The sequence below is a fragment of the Oceanospirillum sp. genome (genome assembly GCF_048265165.1).
GTDB lineage: Bacteria > Pseudomonadota > Gammaproteobacteria > Pseudomonadales > Halomonadaceae > Oceanospirillum.
In genome coordinates, this window is record NZ_JBLXCD010000005.1 from 31003 (window position 1) to 50193 (window position 19191).

The 19191-nt window shown below is 49.8% G+C and carries 19 protein-coding genes, 1 other RNA gene and 1 pseudogene; 13 read left to right on the forward strand and 8 right to left on the reverse strand.

The window, feature by feature from the left end; all coding sequences use genetic code 11:
• Position 1: 1 nt before the first annotated feature.
• The 5 genes from ACN0R8_RS10910 to ACN0R8_RS10930 form a co-directional block, all read right to left on the reverse strand.
• Positions 2-340, reverse strand: a complete 339-nt coding sequence (locus ACN0R8_RS10910) for a P-II family nitrogen regulator (RefSeq protein WP_417597323.1) — start codon at positions 338-340, stop codon at positions 2-4.
• A gap of 417 nt (positions 341-757) precedes the next feature.
• A complete protein-coding gene (gene yghU, locus ACN0R8_RS10915) occupies positions 758-1627 on the reverse strand; it encodes a glutathione-dependent disulfide-bond oxidoreductase (protein ID WP_417597325.1) in 870 nt (289 codons plus the stop codon).
• Between the two features lie 44 nt (positions 1628-1671).
• Positions 1672-2754: an alkene reductase gene (locus ACN0R8_RS10920; RefSeq protein ID WP_417597327.1), complete on the reverse strand. Its 1083-nt coding sequence runs from the start codon at positions 2752-2754 to the stop codon at positions 1672-1674.
• Positions 2755-2892: 138 nt separating this feature from the next.
• Positions 2893-3219, reverse strand: coding sequence for a putative quinol monooxygenase (locus ACN0R8_RS10925; protein ID WP_417597329.1), 327 nt, complete (start codon positions 3217-3219; stop codon positions 2893-2895).
• A complete protein-coding gene (locus tag ACN0R8_RS10930) occupies positions 3219-4412 on the reverse strand; it encodes an MFS transporter (RefSeq protein WP_417597331.1) in 1194 nt (397 codons plus the stop codon). The genes ACN0R8_RS10925 and ACN0R8_RS10930 overlap by 1 nt, the downstream gene beginning before the upstream one ends.
• A 169-nt stretch (positions 4413-4581) precedes the next feature.
• On the opposite strand from ACN0R8_RS10930, the gene ACN0R8_RS10935 reads away from it, so the two are divergent.
• The 8 genes from ACN0R8_RS10935 to ACN0R8_RS10970 all read left to right on the forward strand — a co-directional run bounded on the left by ACN0R8_RS10935 (position 4582) and on the right by ACN0R8_RS10970 (position 11872).
• The gene (locus ACN0R8_RS10935; protein WP_417597684.1) at positions 4582-5463 is read left to right on the forward strand and encodes a LysR family transcriptional regulator; all 882 of its coding nucleotides are present in this window, start codon (positions 4582-4584) and stop codon (positions 5461-5463) included.
• A gap of 126 nt (positions 5464-5589) precedes the next feature.
• Positions 5590-6378, forward strand: coding sequence for a metalloregulator ArsR/SmtB family transcription factor (locus ACN0R8_RS10940; RefSeq protein WP_417597333.1), 789 nt, complete (start codon positions 5590-5592; stop codon positions 6376-6378).
• Positions 6371-6655 (forward strand): NADPH-dependent FMN reductase, encoded by a 285-nt coding sequence (locus tag ACN0R8_RS10945; protein WP_417597335.1) that lies wholly within the window; start codon positions 6371-6373, stop codon positions 6653-6655. Before ACN0R8_RS10940 ends, ACN0R8_RS10945 begins: the two co-directional genes overlap by 8 nt.
• Positions 6656-6687: 32 nt before the next feature.
• Positions 6688-7707: an ACR3 family arsenite efflux transporter gene (arsB, locus tag ACN0R8_RS10950; protein WP_417597337.1), complete on the forward strand. Its 1020-nt coding sequence runs from the start codon at positions 6688-6690 to the stop codon at positions 7705-7707.
• Between the two features lie 86 nt (positions 7708-7793).
• Positions 7794-8795, forward strand: coding sequence for an ArsJ-associated glyceraldehyde-3-phosphate dehydrogenase (locus ACN0R8_RS10955; protein ID WP_417597339.1), 1002 nt, complete (start codon positions 7794-7796; stop codon positions 8793-8795).
• The gene (gene arsJ / locus ACN0R8_RS10960) at positions 8796-10028 is read left to right on the forward strand and encodes an organoarsenical effux MFS transporter ArsJ (protein WP_417597341.1); all 1233 of its coding nucleotides are present in this window, start codon (positions 8796-8798) and stop codon (positions 10026-10028) included.
• Positions 10029-10217: 189 nt separating this feature from the next.
• Entirely contained in the window at positions 10218-11540 is a 1323-nt protein-coding gene (locus ACN0R8_RS10965; protein WP_417597343.1) for a permease, read from the forward strand.
• A gap of 101 nt (positions 11541-11641) precedes the next feature.
• On the forward strand, positions 11642-11872 hold the full coding sequence (locus ACN0R8_RS10970; protein ID WP_417597345.1) for a thioredoxin family protein: 231 nt from the start codon (positions 11642-11644) through the stop codon (positions 11870-11872).
• A gap of 84 nt (positions 11873-11956) precedes the next feature.
• Here the strand turns inward: ACN0R8_RS10970 and ACN0R8_RS10975 are convergent, their stop codons facing one another.
• Positions 11957-12886: a LysR family transcriptional regulator gene (locus ACN0R8_RS10975; protein ID WP_417597347.1), complete on the reverse strand. Its 930-nt coding sequence runs from the start codon at positions 12884-12886 to the stop codon at positions 11957-11959.
• A 256-nt stretch (positions 12887-13142) separates the two neighbouring features.
• On the opposite strand from ACN0R8_RS10975, the gene ACN0R8_RS10980 reads away from it, so the two are divergent.
• Positions 13143-13946, forward strand: a complete 804-nt coding sequence (locus tag ACN0R8_RS10980; RefSeq protein WP_417597349.1) for an SDR family NAD(P)-dependent oxidoreductase — start codon at positions 13143-13145, stop codon at positions 13944-13946.
• Here ACN0R8_RS10980 and ACN0R8_RS10985 read toward each other — a convergent pair.
• Positions 13943-14086 (reverse strand): annotated as a pseudogene (locus tag ACN0R8_RS10985) (zinc-binding dehydrogenase); the annotation flags it as partial. The gene ACN0R8_RS10980 and the pseudogene ACN0R8_RS10985 sit on opposite strands and share 4 nt — an antisense overlap.
• Positions 14087-14344: 258 nt before the next feature.
• On the opposite strand from ACN0R8_RS10985, the gene ACN0R8_RS10990 reads away from it, so the two are divergent.
• The 3 genes from ACN0R8_RS10990 to ACN0R8_RS11000 all read left to right on the forward strand — a co-directional run bounded on the left by ACN0R8_RS10990 (position 14345) and on the right by ACN0R8_RS11000 (position 17880).
• A complete protein-coding gene (locus ACN0R8_RS10990) occupies positions 14345-15700 on the forward strand; it encodes a diguanylate cyclase (RefSeq protein ID WP_417597351.1) in 1356 nt (451 codons plus the stop codon).
• A gap of 138 nt (positions 15701-15838) precedes the next feature.
• Positions 15839-16699 (forward strand): alpha/beta fold hydrolase, encoded by an 861-nt coding sequence (locus ACN0R8_RS10995; RefSeq protein WP_417597353.1) that lies wholly within the window; start codon positions 15839-15841, stop codon positions 16697-16699.
• Positions 16700-16719: 20 nt separating this feature from the next.
• Entirely contained in the window at positions 16720-17880 is a 1161-nt protein-coding gene (locus tag ACN0R8_RS11000) for an amidohydrolase (RefSeq protein ID WP_417597355.1), read from the forward strand.
• Positions 17881-18032: 152 nt separating this feature from the next.
• Here ACN0R8_RS11000 and ffs read toward each other — a convergent pair.
• An RNA gene (gene ffs / locus ACN0R8_RS11005) (signal recognition particle sRNA small type) lies at positions 18033-18129 on the reverse strand.
• A gap of 572 nt (positions 18130-18701) precedes the next feature.
• On the opposite strand from ffs, the gene ACN0R8_RS11010 reads away from it, so the two are divergent.
• The gene (locus tag ACN0R8_RS11010) at positions 18702-19166 is read left to right on the forward strand and encodes an ATP-dependent zinc protease (RefSeq protein ID WP_417597357.1); all 465 of its coding nucleotides are present in this window, start codon (positions 18702-18704) and stop codon (positions 19164-19166) included.
• The last annotated feature ends 25 nt before the right edge of the window (positions 19167-19191 follow it).

Sequence of the window (19191 nt, forward strand, 5' to 3'; positions counted from 1 at the left end):
CCTAAAGTGCCTGTTCGCCGGTTTCACCGGTACGAATCCGGACAGCTCGTTCAAGATCTAAAACAAAAATTTTGCCGTCTCCGACCTTACCGCTACCGCAACTTTTTGTGATTGCTTCAATAACTTGGTCTACAAAAGCATCAGAAACAGCAACTTCTATCTTGATCTTCGATATAAACTCAACACTGTATTCAGCCCCCCGATACAGCTCAGTGTGCCCCTTCTGACGTCCGTAACCATGAACCTCCGTGGTTGTGAGCCCCGTTACCCCAAGCTCTTGCAACGCTTCACGTGCATCGTTCAATGCATGGGGTCTGATAATTGCACTGACTAACTTCATAGTATCCCCTTCTTTTTGAGAAAATATATTTCTTGAAAGGAATATTGAAGAATTGTGCCATGTTCCAGAAAACCTATAACTTTCATGGTGTTAGCCATAGAAAGATAAAAAAAAGAGCACCTGAGCACCTGATGGCCGCACCATGAGAGAACAACGGAAGCACAGCAGTGCACCAGACATTAAGTATGGGATCACAGCACTTTTAGGGAGAGGGAGAGGGAGAGGGAGAGGGAGAGGGAGAGGGAGAGGGAGAGACAAAAGTATCGAAGAAGCAGAAAGGTACTACCAGAACAGAAAGGTGTTATCAGGATTGAAAGGAGAAACAGCACCGGAGGCCAAAGGGAAAAATGAAAAACCGGGATGAGGCGACCAAGGCCTCATCCCGGCAATTTGCAAATACGGGTATCCTATGACTTTTTAGCCCAACTGATCAAAATCTGCAGCACTGTGCCGCTCACGCAATTGTTCAAAGGTTTCCCCCCAGGTGCGGTTCACAATACGGCCACGCTGAACCGCCGGACGCAGATCAATCGCTTTTGCCCAGCGCATCACGTTTTTATAGCTGTCCACGTCAAGGAACTCTGCCGCATCATACAAACGGCCCAGCACTAACGCTCCATACCAGGACCAAACAAGGATATCGGCGATACTGTATTCCTCTCCGGCCAGATAAGGATTATCCGCCAGGCGCTTATCCAGTACATCCAGCTGGCGCTTCACTTCCATGGTGAAGCGATTGATCGGATATTCAAATTTCTCCGGTGCATAAGCATAAAAATGTCCAAAACCACCGCCCAGAAAAGGAGCAGAACCCATCTGCCAGAACACCCAGTTCATACACTCCGTTTTCGCAACGGGATCTTTCGGGATAAAAGCACCGAACTTTTCCGCCAAGTATAATAAGATAGCACCGGATTCAAACACCCGTTGCGGCGGACTGACACTATGATCCATCATCGCCGGAATCTTAGAGTTTGGATTGATCTCGACAAACCCGCTACTGAACTGATCCCCTTCTGTAATATCGATCAGCCAGGCATCATATTCCGCCTCTTTAAAGCCCAGTGCCAGCAGCTCCTCCAGCATAACCGTTACTTTAACGCCGTTTGGTGTTGCCAGAGAGTAAACCTGTAGAGGATGCTCTCCCACCGGCAGTGCTTTTTCATGGGTTGCCCCGGAAACCGGACGGTTGATATTGGCAAACTTGCCACCATTACCTGCCTCCCACTTCCAGACTTTAGGGGGCGTGTAAATGTTCTTAGACTCTGTATTTGTGCTGTCGCTCATCGTGTTCTCCTGTTCGTTTCTGCTTGACCGCTTATATCAGACACCTATGCAGGAGCCAGTTCCTCAAGAAACGGATAGTCGTTATAACCTTCCCGTGCCTGAGTATAGAAGGTTTTTGGATCAGCCTGATTCAGCTCCGCTCCTTCTTTAATGCGGCGGGGCAGGTCCGGGTTAGCGATAAAGGGCACACCAAAGGCAACCGCATCAGCAATACCTTCTGCCACGACATGCTGTGCTTCCTGGGGGCTATAGCCCATATTCACAATCAGGTTACCTTTGTAGCTTTCACGAACCGGTGTGACAATATCCATTTGCTGCTCACCTAAAAAGTCAGCACGCATCAGGTGCAGGTAAGCCAGATCGTAGTCGCTTAGTTTCTGCGATAGCCAGGTCATCAGCCCTACCGGATCACTGTCTTTCATGCTGTTAAAGCTGTTCAGTGGTGACAGGCGTACACCGACCCGGCCAGAGTCCCATACCTTGCTGACCGCTTCGATCACTTCCAGCAGCAGACGGGCACGGTTTTCAATCGAGCCACCATAAGGGCCTTCACGCAGATTTGAACCATCGCGCAGGAACTCATCCAGCAGGTAACCATTAGCACCGTGTACTTCTACACCATCAAAGCCGGCACGCTTGGCGTTCTCTGCCGCTATCACAAAACCATCGATAATAGATGGAATTTCAGCATCTTCCAGAGCGCGGGGCTCGGTATAAGCCTTTTTACCTTCCGGTGTGTGTATATCTGAATTGGTAATCGCGATAGCGCTCGGCGCTACCGGTTGTTTGCCGTCATTCAATACCGGATGACAGGCACGACCACCGTGCCAGATCTGCAGAAAAATCTTCCCACCTTCAGCATGTACGGCATCGGTCACCTTTTTCCAGCCTTCGACCTGCGCCTCTGAATAGATACCCGGCTCACGCCAGAAGGCAGAGTTACCCTCCATCGCCATGGTCGCTTCAGCAATCAGTAGACCACCGGTAGCACGCTGGGCGTAATGCTCAGCAATCAGGTCCGTGGGCACATGATTCTCATCCGCACGGCAGCGGGTTAGCGGAGCCATCAATACCCGGTTTTCTACTTCAACAGCGCCCAGTTTCAGCGGTGAAAACAGATCAGTCATAGTCGCTCCAAAAATCGTTTAAAATTGATTTAGTTACTTGGTTACTCTCCAGATGGATACGAATAGTGAGATTTAAAGATCATCGAACCGAAAGATGGCCAGGCAAAATTAATCATTCACAGTTAATGAAACCCAAAATCAGGCTATAGGAGTTATACAAGCTCTGCTCAGGGTATTTAAACGGATCTCTGTGATCCATTCAGTGGCTTGCTCCTGAAATACATGCATATATTCCTTTTCAAGGTGGCGATGCAGGTCAGTTTCACTACGCCAGATCTCTGAGATCAATATCAGGTTGTCTGACAACGCATTCCGCCCTTCCAGTTCTATCGGCAGATCCTGAAGTAGTTCGTACTGAATGCAACCAGGTTCTTTCAGGGTTTCAGTACGCAACCGATCCAACGACTCAAGCACCTGGTGCTTATGGCCGGAAGTCACCTGCAGGTGAGCTAGCAGATAAAGCATCAGAGCACCTCCTTTGTGACTAGCTGACCACATTGATCGCGTTGATCCAGAAAACCGGACAGACGGGTCAGCCCAAGTGCTACGACCACAATAAGAGCACCGATCCAGGGCAGATCGAGCAAGGTCATACTTTCGATAATCACGCCACCCAAAAGAGAGCCCAGAGCGATACCAACGTTGAAAGCTGCGATATTCAGGCCCGAGGCAACATCCACCGCTTCCGGGGTGTACTTCTCCGCCAGCTGAACCACATAGACCTGCAAGCCCGGAACATTACCGAAGGCAAACGCACCCCAGATCAATACCGTTAACACCGAAGAAACAGGATTAGCCGCAGTAAAGGTGAAGGCCAGCATCACTAACGCCAGCGCAGTGAAGATAATATGCAGCGCTTTAATCGGCCCCATACGATCCGCCAGGCGGCCACCCCAGATATTACCTATCGCGACAGACACACCGTACACCAGCATAATCAAACCGATAGAGCTGGATTCAAAACCGGAGACCTGTTCCAAAATCGGAGCCAGAAAGGTAAAGGCAACGAAAGTACCGCCATAGCCCACCGCCGTCATACCGTAGACCAGCAGCAAACGGGGCTGAGTCAAGACTTTCAGCTGTTGACTGATTTTGGCCGGTGCTGATTGTTTCAGATTCTTCGGCACCAGAAGCGCACTACCGATCAGAGCGATCAGTCCCAGTGCAGCAACCACCATAAAGGTCGCCCTCCAACCAAAGTTTTGACCGATCCAGGTGCCCAAAGGTACACCGGTCACTAGTGCAACGGTCAGGCCGGTAAACATAATGGCAATCGCACTGGCTTCTTTCTCTTTACTGACCAGTCCCGTGGCAATCGTGGAGCCAATGGAGAAAAAGACACCGTGGGCAAGCCCCGTCAGAATACGGGCAGTGACTAATGACTCGTAACCCGGAGCAACCCAGGCCAGAAGATTACCCAGCACAAAGAGCGCCATAATGGTCAACAGAACCGTCTTACGCTTCCAGCGCCCGGTCAATGCAGTCAATACAGGTGCGCCAACCGCAACACCCAGCGCATAGAGACTGACCAGCAGTCCCGCAGAAGGTAAAGAAACACTCAGATCCTGAGCAATAGTTGGTACAAGACCAACAATAACAAACTCCGTTGTTCCGATAGCGAATGCACTCAGGGTGAGTGCAAAAAGAGCAATAGGCATAGCAGTTCTCCAAAATTAGCAAAGCGTACCTGAAGGGTTTGCACTTCAGATTTGATTTGCCGCGCAGTATGCCTAAAGCTAAAATTTGCAAAAACAGCATAAATAACAAATTACTTTATCAATAAACGCAATAATTAACTCAATATTAATAAGGCCACCGAGTATGTCTCTGATCAGCCGAACTCAAGATCTTGAAATTTTACTCACCGTTGCTGACTGCGGTGGTTTCTCAGCAGCTGCCAGACAGATGGATATTCAGGTTGCAAGAGTATCCCGCTCTATCAGTCGGCTTGAGAAAGAACTTAAAGTCACTCTGATTAACCGGACAACACGCAAACTTCAGTTCACAGATGAGGGGCTGTTTTTTCTGGATCAGGTTCGCAGTGGCTTACAGCAGCTGGCGGTTGCTGAAGAAAGCCTCAAACAAGCAAAAGACACACCAGGAGGACGACTGAGAGTTGATGGCGCGTCTCCTTTTATCCTGCATCAACTGGCTCCGTTAATGGAAGAATTCAGAAACTGCTATCCGGATATAAGGTTAGAGCTGGTCGCTAACGAAACCATTATTGACCTGATCGAGCGACGAACGGACATCGCCATCCGTATTGGGGATCTGGATGATTCAAATCTGCATGCCCGTCTACTGGGGCGAGGAAAACTCCATCTTGTGGCCAGCCCGGACTATCTGCAGCGCCGTGGAGTTCCACAAACCCAAGAAGCACTCCAACAACATGACCTGATCGGTTTCGCTGATGCGCCCCATCTGAACATCTGGCCATTCAGCAACCCCATGAAAATAGAGCCGACTATCAGTTCAAGTAATGGCGAAGTCGTACGCAATTTATGTTTGAAAGGGCTGGGAATAGCACTGCTATCAAACTTTATGGTTCAGGATGATATCGCCGAGGGCAGCCTGATCGCCCTGATGACAGAGCAACTGGTATCACCAAACCGCAGAGAGGTGGTACAGGCGGTTTATTATCAAAATAGTGCTATTGCCGCCCGCATCAGCGCATTTCTCGACTTTATTCAACCAAGACTCAAGCTATGAGTTGCTGTTCCTGAGAAAGTCTGCTCTCCGGAAAGCGCTTATAAAGAAGCGATTACGACAAACAAAATATTGCATATATGGATATCCATATATATGATTATTTAAAACTCATCGAGACCATACTCTATGAAACGTGTTTTATTTGTTTGTACCGCTAACTCAGCCCGATCTCAGATGGCGGAAGCCCTGCTTCGTCACTTTGCAGGGGATCAGTTTGAAGTTTTCAGCGCCGGAACCCACCCTACCCAAGTAGACCCCAGAACCCTTCAGGCCATGGAAGAATTTGACCTGAAAACAACCTCTATCGAATCAAAGTCTGTTGATAGCCTCAGTCATCTGGAATTTGATTTTGTCATCAGTCTTTGCGACAAGGCCCATGCGGAATGTCAAAACTGGCCGGGAAAAGGGGTCATTATGTCCTGGGATTTTCCAGACCCTAAAGAAAACGATAACCCTAAGGCCTTTGCCATCACTCTGCAGGAATTGAGCGAGCGAATCCGCCTCTTTGTACTGGTAAATAAGAAAGACGTGGAATCCAGTATCAGGCCGGTCACCGCCATCGATTTTTTTAAATCCCTGGCTGATGAAACCCGCCTGCTGAGCCTTTTGCTGATTCAGCAGGAAAAAGAGTTATGTGTTTGCGAATTAATGGAAGCGCTTGATCAGTCTCAGCCTAAAATTTCCCGCCATCTGAGCCAGCTACGTAAATCCGGATTACTGATGGATCGACGCCAGGGACAGTGGGTGTTCTATAAAATTCATCCTCTGCTGAATGACTGGATGAAAGAGATCCTGGAAAACACGCGACAGCACTCCCAAAAGCTGCTGGAAACCCCTGAAGCCCGACTAAAAGAGATGTCTGCCCGCCCCTCTTTAGGTGGCAATGCCTGTCATTCAGGAGAAAATCATGAGTAAGCCGTTTAGCGATATGCCCAATATCAGCCCGGTGCAGTTCAAACATATCGGGACAGAAAGCTTCGCCCGTTCTGAAGCGACTCACCCTCCTAAAATCTTATTACTTTACGGCTCCGTAAGAACACGCTCTTTCAGTAGGCTGGTGGCCGAGGAAGCCGCACGGATCCTTCAGGCTTTTGGTGCTAAAACCCGTATCTTCAATCCCAGCGGGCTCCCTCTGCCAGATGATGCTGATGATGATCCCCCCAATGACGTGAGCTTTCTCCGTACCTCTTAACCACAACAAGCAAACAACAGACAGGAAGTCCAATGGGTATTTTTGAACGTTATTTAACCCTTTGGGTGGCACTCTGTATTTTAGCGGGTGTTTTACTGGGTAATTTTTCCCCAGAAGCCTTCAGTGCCATCGCTGCATTAGAATACGCACATGTTAACCTTGTCGTCGCTCTGTTCATCTGGGTGATGATCTATCCCATGATGGTCCAGATCGATTTCTCCTCTATTAAGGATGTTGGGAAAAAGCCCAAAGGACTTTTGCTGACGCTATTGATTAACTGGTTAGTCAAACCGTTCAGTATGGCGCTGCTTGGCAGTCTGTTTTTTCGGGTTATTTTTGCTGACTGGGTTGATCCGCAAAGCGCCTCTGAGTACATCGCAGGAATGATTCTTCTGGGTGTAGCGCCCTGCACCGCAATGGTTTTCGTCTGGAGTCAACTGACCAAAGGGGATGCGAACTACACCCTGGTTCAGGTTTCTCTGAACGATATCATTATGATTTTTGCCTTTGCGCCTTTGACCGCTTTTCTGCTGGGTATCAGCGATATACAGGTTCCCTGGGAAACGCTGCTGATCTCAGTGGCGCTCTACGTTCTGCTCCCCTTGGTTGCCGGTGTTTGGACGCGGCATGCCCTGAATCGCAAAAATAACGGCCAAAAACTGGATCGTTTTCTGCAAGGCATGAAACCCTGGTCCATTCTTGGGCTGCTTGCCACCGTGATACTACTATTTGGTTTTCAGGCAGAAACCATTATTAATCAGCCCATGACCATAGGCCTGATTGCCATACCTCTTCTGATTCAGACCTACGGGATCTTCGCTATTGCCTACGCAGCCGCCTACTGGATGCGCCTGCCACACAATATTGCCGCTCCCGCCTGCATGATAGGTACATCAAACTTCTTTGAACTGGCTGTCGCCGTGGCTATATCGCTATTTGGCCTGCATTCAGGAGCCGCCCTGGCAACCGTCGTTGGTGTACTGGTGGAAGTCCCGGTGATGCTGTCCTTAGTTGCTTTTGCAAACAGAACGCGACACTGGTTTAACCCTTGAAGCGATTGAACATCGCCCTCAGAAACAGAGTGCCATTAACTCAGTACAACTAGCTCAGTTACTTTTGCTCGAACTCGGAGAAAACCATGACTATCAAGATAGGAATCAATGGCTTTGGTCGCATGGGACGACTGACCATGCGGGCTTTATTTGACCAGCCCGAGATCTGTATTACCCGGATCAATGACCCTGCCGGTGACGCCAGCACCCTGGCTCACCTGATGAATTTTGATTCTGTGCATGGTCGCTGGCACCATGAGGCTCAGTCACAGGGCGACCAGATCACCATAAGCGGTCAGTGTATTACCACGACACACAACAGGGCGATTGCCGATACTGACTGGTCTGACTGCGACCTGGTTATTGAGGCTTCCGGCAAGATGAAGACCAAGGCACTGCTCCAGGCCTATTTGGACCAGGGGGTTAAACGTGTTGTGGTAACCGCACCGGTCAAAGAAGAGGGTGTGCTCAACATTGTTATGGGTGTTAATGATCACCTCTACAACCCTGCGGAACATGCCATAGTCACCGCCGCCTCCTGCACAACAAACTGTCTGGCACCTGTGGTTAAGGTCATTCATGAAAAGCTAGCTATCCGGCACGGCTCGATAACAACCATTCACGATATTACCAATACCCAAACCATTCTGGATGCTCCCCACAAGGATCTGCGACGGGCACGGGCTTGTGGCTCCAGCCTGATTCCTACCACAACAGGCTCCGCAACTGCGATCACCCATATCTTCCCTGAACTTAAGGGTAAACTGAACGGCCATGCCATACGGGTTCCCCTCGCCAATGCCTCCATCACCGACTGTGTCTTTGAGGTAGAGAAGGCGACGACGGCTGAAGAGGTGAACCGCCTGCTAAAAGCAGCATCCGAAGGTGAACTAAAGGATATTCTTGGCTACGAAGAACGTCCCTTAGTATCTGTGGATTACAAAACCGACCCCCGCTCAGCCATTATTGATGCTCTATCCACCATGGTTGTTAATGAAACCCAGGTAAAAATCTACGCCTGGTATGACAATGAATGGGGTTACGCCAACCGCACCGCGGAACTGGCGGTCAAAGTAGGACGCTCCTGAATGTTAAGCCAGCTATCCCCTGCTATTCGCCAATACCTGGTCGTCACCGGTAACTATTGGGCGTTTACACTGACCGATGGCGCATTGCGTATGCTCGTGGTATTGCATTTCCATGGTCTGGGATATTCCCCACTGGAAGTCGCACTACTGTTTTTGTTCTATGAGATCTTTGGTGTGATAACCAATCTGGTGGGGGGCTGGCTTGGGGCTCACCTGGGCCTGAACCGTACCATGAATGTAGGCCTGGGACTGCAGATTATTGCTCTGGCGATGCTGCTGGTTCCTGCCCACTGGCTAACCGTCAGCTGGGTTATGGCCGCCCAGGCGCTATCAGGCATTGCCAAAGATCTGAATAAAATGAGTGCCAAAAGTTCAATTAAGCTTTTGGTTCCCGCTGATGCCCAGGGAACCCTCTATAAATGGGTCGCTATTCTGACCGGGTCTAAAAATGCCCTTAAAGGTGTTGGCTTTTTTATTGGCGGCCTCCTACTGGCGTGGTTAGGCTTTGAAGGCGCTGTGCTATCCATGACAATCGCCCTTAGCCTCGTCTGGCTGAGCAGCCTTGCTCTGCTGAAAAAAGACCTGGGTAAAGCCAAAGGAAAACCCAGATTTCGGGATATTTTTTCAAAAAGCCCTGCCATCAACCGGCTCTCCGCAGCCCGAATGTTCCTCTTTGGTGCTAGGGATGTTTGGTTTGTGGTGGCTTTACCTGTCTTTCTCTACCAGTCGCTGGGCTGGAATCACAGTCTGACCGGTGGCTTTATGGCACTCTGGGTCATAGGATACGGGGTCGTTCAGGCGCTGGCTCCCCGTATTACCGGTAAGGCATCGGGAAAAACCCCGGATGGAAAAGGGGCAACCCTCTGGGCCGGAGCCCTGACCCTGATACCGGTACTGATTGCTATCAGCCTGATGCTGGGCATGGATCCAACCTTGGCGATCGTCGGTGGGCTTTTGATTTTCGGGGCCGCTTTTGCGGTTAACTCTTCCCTGCACAGCTATCTGATTATTCGGTATGCCGGTAGTGATGGCGTATCCCTGGACGTTGGCTTTTACTATATGTCCAACGCTATGGGACGACTGATTGGCACCCTTTTATCAGGCTGGGCCTTCCAGTCAGCAGGCCTGGGGCTCAGCGGGCTTGAAGCCTGTCTTTGGATCTCGGCACTGTTTCTGATATTCGCAACCCTGATATCCATTAAGCTGCCCAAACACTGTGATGCAACCGCCTGAGAAAAACCAAGCTTAGAGGGCAACGACCCCGTGTACCAAACCGATAAGAACACCGCCATAGCGGAAAGATGCATCAGGAAAAGTCTGTGAGCATATTCCTAGATAAAAAAGTCCGATAAAAAGTGCATCCTTTTTGTTCCGCCTGCGTCTTCTATTATAAGAAACACTGTTCGTTATGAGGGATAAGCTGTGCTGTATAAACAATTCATTGAAAGCTACCGGGCCAATCCTCGGGAAGGGAATCTGCTTTTTATCGTCTTGGCAGGTTTCCTTGGTATTTACTTTATGCCAGCGGGGACAGAGCGTTTTGATAACGCTGTGCTGGAAGCGGTTAGGCTGACGAACTGGTACGCGAAAGAGCATGTTATTCTCTGTCTGCTTCCTGCCTTTCTGATCGCCGGCGCGCTGTCGGCTTATATCAGTCAGGGTGGCGTTATGCGCTATTTAGGCCCCAGCGCACCCAAACCTCTCGCCTTTAGTGTGGCCTCTGTATCCGGAGTCTTACTGGCCGTATGCTCCTGCACCGTACTCCCCTTGTTTGGCGGTATCTACAAAAGGGGGGCCGGGCTTGGTGCGGCTATCGCTTTTCTCTACTCCGGCCCCGCAATCAATATTATGGCCGTTGTGGTAACCGCTAAGGTGCTGGGTGCTGAAATCGGAATTGCCCGCGCTATTGGTGCTATTCTCTTTGCTCTGGTTATAGGTACGCTCATGCACCTGATCTACCGTAAAGAGGAGACGGAGCGTTCACAAAAAAACACCCGGGGATTTGAAGCCTCCGCCGATGAAAAACCTATCGGGGTTATTGCTGTTTTTTTCGCCCTGATGGTTGGTATCTTGGTCTTTGCCAATTGGGCACAGGCAGATAGCTCCGCCTGGATCGCCATCTATGAATGGAAATGGCAAATTACCGCTTTTCTGTCCGCCGCATTAGTCGCCGTGCTTAGTATTTTATGGCAGTGGCCCGTGCTGCCACTTCTGGTGTTGACCGGCATTATTGCACTCTCCACCATCCTGATTCCGGGAGTACCTGAGCTTCCCTTCGCGCTGGGGATTGCCGGCCTTATGATCATTGCCAGCTCCCGGGAGCAGGACAAAGACTGGGCGGACCAAAGCTGGGACTTTGCCAAACAGATTATTCCTTTGCTCCTGGCTGGGGTATTTGTAGCGGGATTTGCCTTGGGTCGCCCGGGTCATGAGGGGATTATTCCATCGGCCTGGGTTGCCGCCTCTGTCGGTGACAATAGCCTGCTATCAACCGTTATCGCATCTGTACTGGGTGCCCTTATGTACTTCTCAACCTTAACGGAAGTTCCGATTGTTGATGCCCTGATGGGAGCCGGAATGGGCAAGGGGCCTGCTCTGGCACTATTACTGGCAGGCCCGGCCTTGTCACTGCCGAATATGCTGGTGATCAGAACGATCCTGGGTACGGAGAAAACTCTGGTTTACTGCCTGCTTGTGGTCGTTATGGCAACCATCAGCGGCTTTATATACGGCAATTTCTGGTGAGTCGCAGACATCATTTGACTCACTCACGTCTTTCCGGACGAACCCCAGATCTCTATGTAATCAACAACGGAAAACCTTTCATCCAATAAGAGGAACAACCGATGAAATTTACGATTTACGGTAGCGGATGCGCAAAATGTAAGCAGCTGACAGCCCATGCGGAACAGGCAGCCACCTCAGAAGGCATTGAGTATGAGATCGAAAAAGTGACGGATACTGTAGAGATTATCGATGCAGGCATTATGCGTACACCCGCATTGGCTATCGATGACAATCTGGTCATCGAGGGTAAAGTAGCCAGCAGCGATGAGATCAAGAAGCTACTCTCCTAGCTGCTCGCAGACAGGGCCCATCAATAAAGCGCAGCACCGAGCCTAATATCCGCAGGCTCAGTGTTGCCCGGACGGTCACTTATTCTATGATCCGTGAAGAGCGCCATGCTGCCGCAGAGCCAGAAGAATATGATGGCATTGATGCCGTATATGGTCGCGCAACACCCTCATTACAGGCGTTATAGCGCTCCTGCTGGGGCAGACTAACCATAGCTCTGACTGCCTTGGCTGATAGCCAGGCAAAAGTGATTTAAGCCGCCCCGTCAGCAGATCTTCAGATACATCAAGACAGGATTTAACCGCTACCCCTTTACCCTGCACACACCAACGCCGTACAAGGTCACCATCATTGGAAGCACGATTACCGGTGAGCCTGATTTTTTGAGTATGACCGGCCCTATCGGTAAAAGCCCAAACATCATGCAGAATATCCCCCAGCTGATAAAAAAGGCCGTTGTGATCCGCAAGGTCTGCAGGCTGTTCAGGCTCACCAAATTGCTGCAGATAACTCTCAGAGGCACAAAGCACGCCGGGAACATCACAGATTTTAAACCCGGACATACCGGAGTCCTTTGGAGCACCATACCGCAGCGCCATATCGATCTCATCCCGATAAAAATCAATAGTGCTATCACTAATATTAATTCTGAGCTTTACCTCGGGGTGCTGTTCAATAAACTCATCCAGCCAGGGCAACACTCTATTTCGCCCCAGATCAGAAGATACGGCCAGGCGCACCTCGCCGGTTATCGCCTCATTGTCCCGAATAATATTGGAGCGGGCCTGTTCCAGAAGCTGCAAAGCCTGTTCACACTGGGGCAGAAAACGCTCACCGGCAGCGGATACCCTTAACTGACGGGTCGAGCGGATAAACAGCTCAGTGCCTAAGATTTTTTCCACCCGTTTAACTGCAGCACTGGCTGTTGCGATATGCATATCCAGGTTTGCTGCCGCAGCAGTAATACTACCCAATCGAGCGACTTTCAAAATAACCTGTAGATCTTCTGTCTGCATATTTTCAATAATTTTTTGAATGTATTTCTTTGATTGTATTGTTTTTCTTTGACCAAGGAAAATTCAGAATCATACTTTACTGAAAACAGAACCTAAAACAGCGAAGATCACCATAACCGAAGAGACACATACAGTTGATGAAACACAGGTTTTGATGAAACAGGTAAGATTGCAGAGAAAGGCTATTCTCAACAACCTCTATCTGATTCAATCGGTACTAGATTTAACCGCTAACAGCCAGCAAAGGTAAGCAATAATGAAAAAGTGCATTCTTATTACCGGTGCCACCGATGGCATCGGACTGGAAACCGCAAAGGCACTGGCTCTAGAGGGTCATACACTCTTGCTGCACGGACGCAGTGCTGAAAAATTGAATTCGGCACAACAGCAGTTGATGGCACTGGCTGATAACCTAAAGATCGAGACCTACCGGGCTGACCTCTCAGAGCAGGATCAGGTAGAAAAGTTAGCCGAAGCGGTGACCCGGGATCACAAAACGCTGGATGTGCTGATCAATAACGCCGGTGTACTGAAAACAAACCAGCCAAGAACCACCGATGGACTCGACCTGCGTTTTGCCGTAAACACCCTGGCCCCCTACCATCTGACCCAACTGCTGCTGCCGCTTCTGCCGCCATCAGGCCGGGTTATCAATCTCTCATCAGCAGCTCAGGCTCCGGTCAGCATTCCCGCCCTAGAAGGCCGGGAGGTACTGACAGACGATATGAGCGCCTACGCCCAAAGCAAACTGGCACTCACTATGTGGAATCGGGTGATGGCCAAGCGGTTTCCCAGCGGGCAGCCACTCTTTATTGCGGTTAACCCAGGCTCTCTTTTGGCCTCAAAAATGGTCAAAGAAGGGTTTGGTATTGAAGGTAAAAGTCTCTCGGTGGGGGCTGACATTCTGGTTGAAGCAGCTCTTTCAGAGCGCTTCAACAAGGCTTCGGGACTCTACTTTGATAACGACGCCGGTGACTTTAATACCCCCCATGCCGATGCGATGAATGATAGTCAATGTCAGGCTGTAACAGAAGCTATCGAGTCTGTCCTCAAACGCTAATCATGGCAACGGATTACCAGCTTACCGGCCCATTTTTTGCTGATAAAATCCTTCTGTGCCTGATGTAATTTATCAAGAGAGTAGACCTTAACAATCTGAGGTCTTATCTTCCCCTGTTCGATATAGCGGATCAGATTTTCAAAAACCTGACGTGGCTGCTAGGTTGAACCAAAAAACATCAGAGCATTCATTCCGCAGTCAAATTAATGCTCGCGCGGGCATAATTTTCCTCTCTAATGTTATGACAATCCATCGACGACGGCCTGATTGAGCAAGGCCTTTTCTGCAGAACACCCTGCCACCCGGTACATTTTAATGTACCGGCCCTACATCACAAAAACTACATGTCACCAGAATATTGCTTTACTTATCTGCCAGCAGGGCTCAATAATAGTTTTATGATCACATCAGGCTTTATCCACCATAAACACTCAACTGTGTTGGCCTCATTACTCTACTGGGCCTGCGCCGTTTTTTTATTGCTAAGCTTTGCCGATAACCGCAGCGAATACCTGAAGTCTGAGCAGGAAGAGGGGCTTCGCCGGGAAGTTGCTCTGGTGCGTGCCAAGCTGGAAGCGAAAATTTTTGAGCACATTTATAAAGCAGAGAGTCTGGCCACGGTCATCACAATCGACCCTGATTTTGCACTCCAACGTTGGGACCAGATCGCCAAAAAACTGCTGCAACAAACACCTTATGTACGCAACATAGGTGCAGCTCCAGACAACATCATGCGCTATGTATATCCTCTCGAGGGAAATGAAAAGGCCCTCGGTTTTGATTTCCGAACCAACCCCAGACAATATGCATCTGTTCTGAAGGCTAAATCCTTGGGTAGTGTTTATCTGGATGGCCCCCTGGAGCTGGTTCAGGGTGGGCAGGCGGTAATCGCCCGCTTTCCCATTTTTCGGGATTATCCGCTAAATAGTGACTACTGGGGGAGTGTCAGTGTCGTTCTGGACTATGGAAAACTCCTGGCAGATACAGGCATTTATACTTTGAATAACGCCAGTGTCGCGATACAAAGACCTTATCCGAAAAGCCCGGAGCCTGTTACCTTCTTCGGTGAGGCTGAGGTTTTCAACCAGGCGGATCTGGTGTTACCGATTCATCTGCCTAACACAGAATGGATATTAGCAGCCCGGTTTACACATTTATCACCGGATTTGAGCCTGGTGTACCTCTTGGGTTTAGGAGGCTTTTCACTGCTTTATATCTCCCTGCTGGCACTGGTCAGGGCTTACCGTATTTCCCATAATGCTTCGCTACAGGATGAACTGACACGGCTACCAAACCGACGATTTGTCATCTCATACCTTGAAAAGCATACCTCAGAAAAGGCGTCCACAGATTTCACCCTGCTTAATATCGACCTAAATAACTTTAAAGTCATTAACGATAGCCTGGGCCACCACACCGGGGACCTCCTATTGCAGCATATCGCCCGGCACCTGCGGGGTGCCGTTCGCAAACAGGATGTGGTGGCACGCATCGGCGGTGATGAGTTTCTGATTATTCTGGCATCAGTCCGCCATGAGTCAGAGGTTGTCCAACATATTGAACGCATCAGAGCACACCTGGCCAAACATCCCCTTGAATTGGGCGACCGTGTTTTAGAACCTTCATTAAGTATTGGTTACGCCATTTTCCGCAGGAAGAAACCCCGTACGATAGAAGAGCTGCTGAATATTGCCGATCGCCATATGTACGAAAATAAAAAGGCGGCCAAGGCCGGTCACCCCCTAAGCGCCTGAGTGATCCGTTTTTCCCATACAACCGTGACCGACAGGTCTATCCAAACAGACACACAAACGCAGCAATCCGGTTGATTTATTGGCATGATACATGGATATATCATGACCATAAAAAACAAGAACAACAGGATACCGGATATGACCTCAGCGACACAGAATACACCTCAGCCTTCCTTGCCCGGTCAAACAACACAAGGCGAAAGCTTTTACCTTGCCACACCCTTCGGGCAACTGTTTGCCAAACGCTGGACACCTACTGGACCTCAGCAAACATCCACTATGTCTACGCCCAGGGCAGCCCCATTTCTGCTGTTCCACGATTCACTGGGTTCCGTGGAACTCTGGCGGGATTTTCCTCAACGCCTGGCTGAAGCAAGCGGCCGTGACGTTATCGCCTATGATCGCCTTGGCTTCGGTCTGTCAGACCCGGTAACAGAATCAATTGATATCAACTTTATCGCTCTGGAAGCGGAGCGCTTTATTCCACTGATTTGTGATTACTTCCAGCTAGAGCGCTTTATCGCTTTCGGTCATAGTGTGGGTGGCTGTATGGCGGTCTATACCGCCGCACAACACCCCCAGCGCTGTGAAGCGCTGATTACCGAATCAGCCCAGGCTTTTGTCGAAGAGCTGACCCGTGATGGCATTCGTGATGCTGAGGCGTTGTTCCAGGATCAAAAGCAGCTGGATCGGTTAGCCCGTTACCATGGCGAACGTACCCGTTGGGTACTGGACTCCTGGATCAACAGCTGGCTTTCACCCACCTTTGATCACTGGACTCTCGATAGCGCTCTGGCAAATGTTACCTGTCCCACCTTGGTGCTGCATGGGGAACTGGACGAATATGGCTCTGCGGCACAACCTGAACATATCGCAAACGGCGTTAAAGCAGACGTTCAACTGGAGCTGCTGCCGGGAATACACCATGTCCCCCACAGAGAAAATCCGGATCTTATTCTGGATAAGGTGACTTCTTTTCTTAAGCAGTCACTGAACTAAAATTGCCTGAGGAGTTTTCCATGCTGACCGATCAGAATCTGATTCAATTTCGCCACACCCTGCACCAGCACCCGGAACTCTCCGATCAGGAAACAGCAACCGCGCAACGTATCAAAACCATCTTTCTCAGCTTTAAACCCGATGAAGTGCTGGAGGGTATCGGTGGTAACGGGCTAGCCTTCTGTTTCAATGGCCAAGCATCCGGCCCCACAACCCTGATTCGCTGCGAACTGGATGCCCTGCCCATTCAGGAGATTAACGACCTGCCCTACCGTTCGGTATGTGATGGTGTTTCCCATAAGTGTGGCCATGATGGCCACATGGCGATCATCACCGCCCTTGGCAGCTATCTGGCAGAAAACCGCCCACAACTGGGACAGGTTATCTGCCTGTTTCAACCTGCAGAAGAAACCGGTGCCGGAGCTGTCAATATGGTTCGCGACAGCCAGTTCCAGCAACTGAAACCAGATTACTGCTTTGCCCTGCACAACCTGCCCGGTAAGCCCTTGGGCACGGTTTACTGCAAACCCGGAGCCTTTAACTGCGCATCCAGGGGCATGATTATTCGCCTGAAGGGCAAAACCTCCCACGCAGCCCATCCGGAAGATGGCATCAGCCCCGCACTGGCCATGAGCAATATCATTCAGCAACTGAATCAGCTGCCCCAACAGCAAGAAAAAGGACAGATGACGGGCTTTAATCTGGTCACCGTGGTTTACGCCCACCTCGGGGAGATCGCCTTCGGCACAGCCCCTGGCGAAGCCACCGTGATGGCAACACTACGCACCTCCACCAACGAAGCGATGAATCAACTGATCGAACAGGCCACCACTCTGGTTCAGCATCAGGCGGAACACCATAAACTCAGCTTTTCACTGGAGTGGGATGATGTTTTCCGCGCCAGCGTCAACAGTGAACGCGGTTATCAGATAGTCAAAAACGCCTGCGACATTACAAACACACCACTGGTCACACCGGATAAAGGTTTCAGATGGTCAGAGGATTTTGGCATCTTCACCGACGTTGCCGAAGGCGCCATGTTCGCTCTCGGCGCAGGAGACACCAGCCCGCAGCTGCACAACCCGGATTATGATTTTCCGGACGAGCTTATCCCGGTGGGATTTAAACTGTTTCGGGTGATTGTTGAAGGGATTAATGGGGTTGAAAATGCTGACCGTTAACGGCTAAAACATGTAGGGAGATGTTAGATAAGGCAGCCGACAGCTACCCAGAAGCACACAGATATCCACAACCGCTCTTAAACAAAGTGGATGTGTATAAGTAGGTAAAAGAGGGGAAGTACTGACATTTCAGAGACCTGAAATGGAGATGGCCCCGCCAGCCACACCCCGGCACACGAGTCGCTCGCTGTGGCTGCTTCCTTCCGGACCTGACCAGGTTCACGAGGTATCGTTGCGGGGGGACCGACAGGGCCACCACAATTTTTGTTTGGCGGTATCCTGAATAATCAAGGACTTATAAGCACTTGTGCTCTACCAAACAACGGGCGTAATTCTAGCACTATCAATTAGTTAGACACAACCTTAGATTTGCGCTTTTCCCTAAAAGGTCATTTACACACAGCAGGGGGGGCTTACCCATTCACCGCTCCGTGCATAGTTCAACCCATATCATAGTTCAGCCCATCATTTCCCGAAGAAATAATTCCGGCTGAACAATCCAAGCCACGACTCTGCTCAGTGAGCAACGCTCTTTACGATGCGAAAGATAAGGGCTGTAAACAGTTTTACTAAAATTGCAAGATAGCCGCATTTACCAGCACTTTCATCTTATTTAATCTTATAAAAAGCGATTTTATCTTTTTTAAGCTTTTGGTGATTTTTTTGTTGACGCCGGACTCCACAGACATAAAATGCCGCATCTTTTTTGCACCGCCCCTGCAATAAATTCCTTATACCCTTTTATGAATATTACTGGACGCACTTTCCTGAATACCTTCTAGAATCCTATTAAAAGAAGATATTCGGATTGAAGGAAAACTATGACTGAAAACCCAAAACACAAACGCACACTGGGTTGGCGTGAAGCCTTATCCATTCCATCTCTGGGTGTGGAAGAGATTATCGCCAAAGTGGACACCGGTGCCCGCACATCTGCTATTCATGCTTTTTTTGTTGAACCTTTCACCGCGGCAGATGGCTGCGACTGGGTTCGTTTTGGTTTACATCCGCTACGTAAAGAGCAGCAGCCCGAACTCATTGTGGAGGCACAGATAAAGGATCGTCGCCAGGTCAGTGATTCGGGTGGGCATACTGAAGAACGTTATGTCATTGAAGCGGCACTGAATATTGGGGATGAAACCGTGATTGCAGAGATAACACTGACCGACCGCGAAAGTATGGCCTATCGCATGCTTCTGGGACGTACCGCTTTGCGGGGACGTTTTATTGTGGATCCAGATCTGTCCTATGCCTGCTCAACACCACGACTGCACCCTAACGATTAAAAGCGACAGCACCTGTTATCTGACA

Bases quoted from the DNA above. Each gene is read 5' to 3' on its own strand.
- ACN0R8_RS11000 (WP_417597355.1), top strand. From the start codon at position 16,720: ATGCTGACCGATCAGAATCTGATTCAATTTCGCCACACCCTGCACCAG.
- ACN0R8_RS10925 (WP_417597329.1), bottom strand. From the start codon at position 3,219: ATGCTTTATCTGCTAGCTCACCTGCAGGTGACTTCCGGCCATAAGCAC.
- ACN0R8_RS10975 (WP_417597347.1), bottom strand. From the start codon at position 12,886: ATGCAGACAGAAGATCTACAGGTTATTTTGAAAGTCGCTCGATTGGGT.
- arsB (WP_417597337.1), top strand. From the start codon at position 6,688: ATGGGTATTTTTGAACGTTATTTAACCCTTTGGGTGGCACTCTGTATT.
- ACN0R8_RS10945 (WP_417597335.1), top strand. From the start codon at position 6,371: ATGAGTAAGCCGTTTAGCGATATGCCCAATATCAGCCCGGTGCAGTTC.
- ACN0R8_RS10990 (WP_417597351.1), top strand. From the start codon at position 14,345: ATGATCACATCAGGCTTTATCCACCATAAACACTCAACTGTGTTGGCC.
- ACN0R8_RS10995 (WP_417597353.1), top strand. From the start codon at position 15,839: ATGACCTCAGCGACACAGAATACACCTCAGCCTTCCTTGCCCGGTCAA.
- arsJ (WP_417597341.1), top strand. From the start codon at position 8,796: ATGTTAAGCCAGCTATCCCCTGCTATTCGCCAATACCTGGTCGTCACC.
- ACN0R8_RS10970 (WP_417597345.1), top strand. From the start codon at position 11,642: ATGAAATTTACGATTTACGGTAGCGGATGCGCAAAATGTAAGCAGCTG.
- ACN0R8_RS10955 (WP_417597339.1), top strand. From the start codon at position 7,794: ATGACTATCAAGATAGGAATCAATGGCTTTGGTCGCATGGGACGACTG.
- ACN0R8_RS11010 (WP_417597357.1), top strand. From the start codon at position 18,702: ATGACTGAAAACCCAAAACACAAACGCACACTGGGTTGGCGTGAAGCC.
- ACN0R8_RS10940 (WP_417597333.1), top strand. From the start codon at position 5,590: ATGAAACGTGTTTTATTTGTTTGTACCGCTAACTCAGCCCGATCTCAG.
- ACN0R8_RS10920 (WP_417597327.1), bottom strand. From the start codon at position 2,754: ATGACTGATCTGTTTTCACCGCTGAAACTGGGCGCTGTTGAAGTAGAA.
- yghU (WP_417597325.1), bottom strand. From the start codon at position 1,627: ATGAGCGACAGCACAAATACAGAGTCTAAGAACATTTACACGCCCCCT.
- ACN0R8_RS10910 (WP_417597323.1), bottom strand. From the start codon at position 340: ATGAAGTTAGTCAGTGCAATTATCAGACCCCATGCATTGAACGATGCA.
- ACN0R8_RS10930 (WP_417597331.1), bottom strand. From the start codon at position 4,412: ATGCCTATTGCTCTTTTTGCACTCACCCTGAGTGCATTCGCTATCGGA.
- ACN0R8_RS10980 (WP_417597349.1), top strand. From the start codon at position 13,143: ATGAAAAAGTGCATTCTTATTACCGGTGCCACCGATGGCATCGGACTG.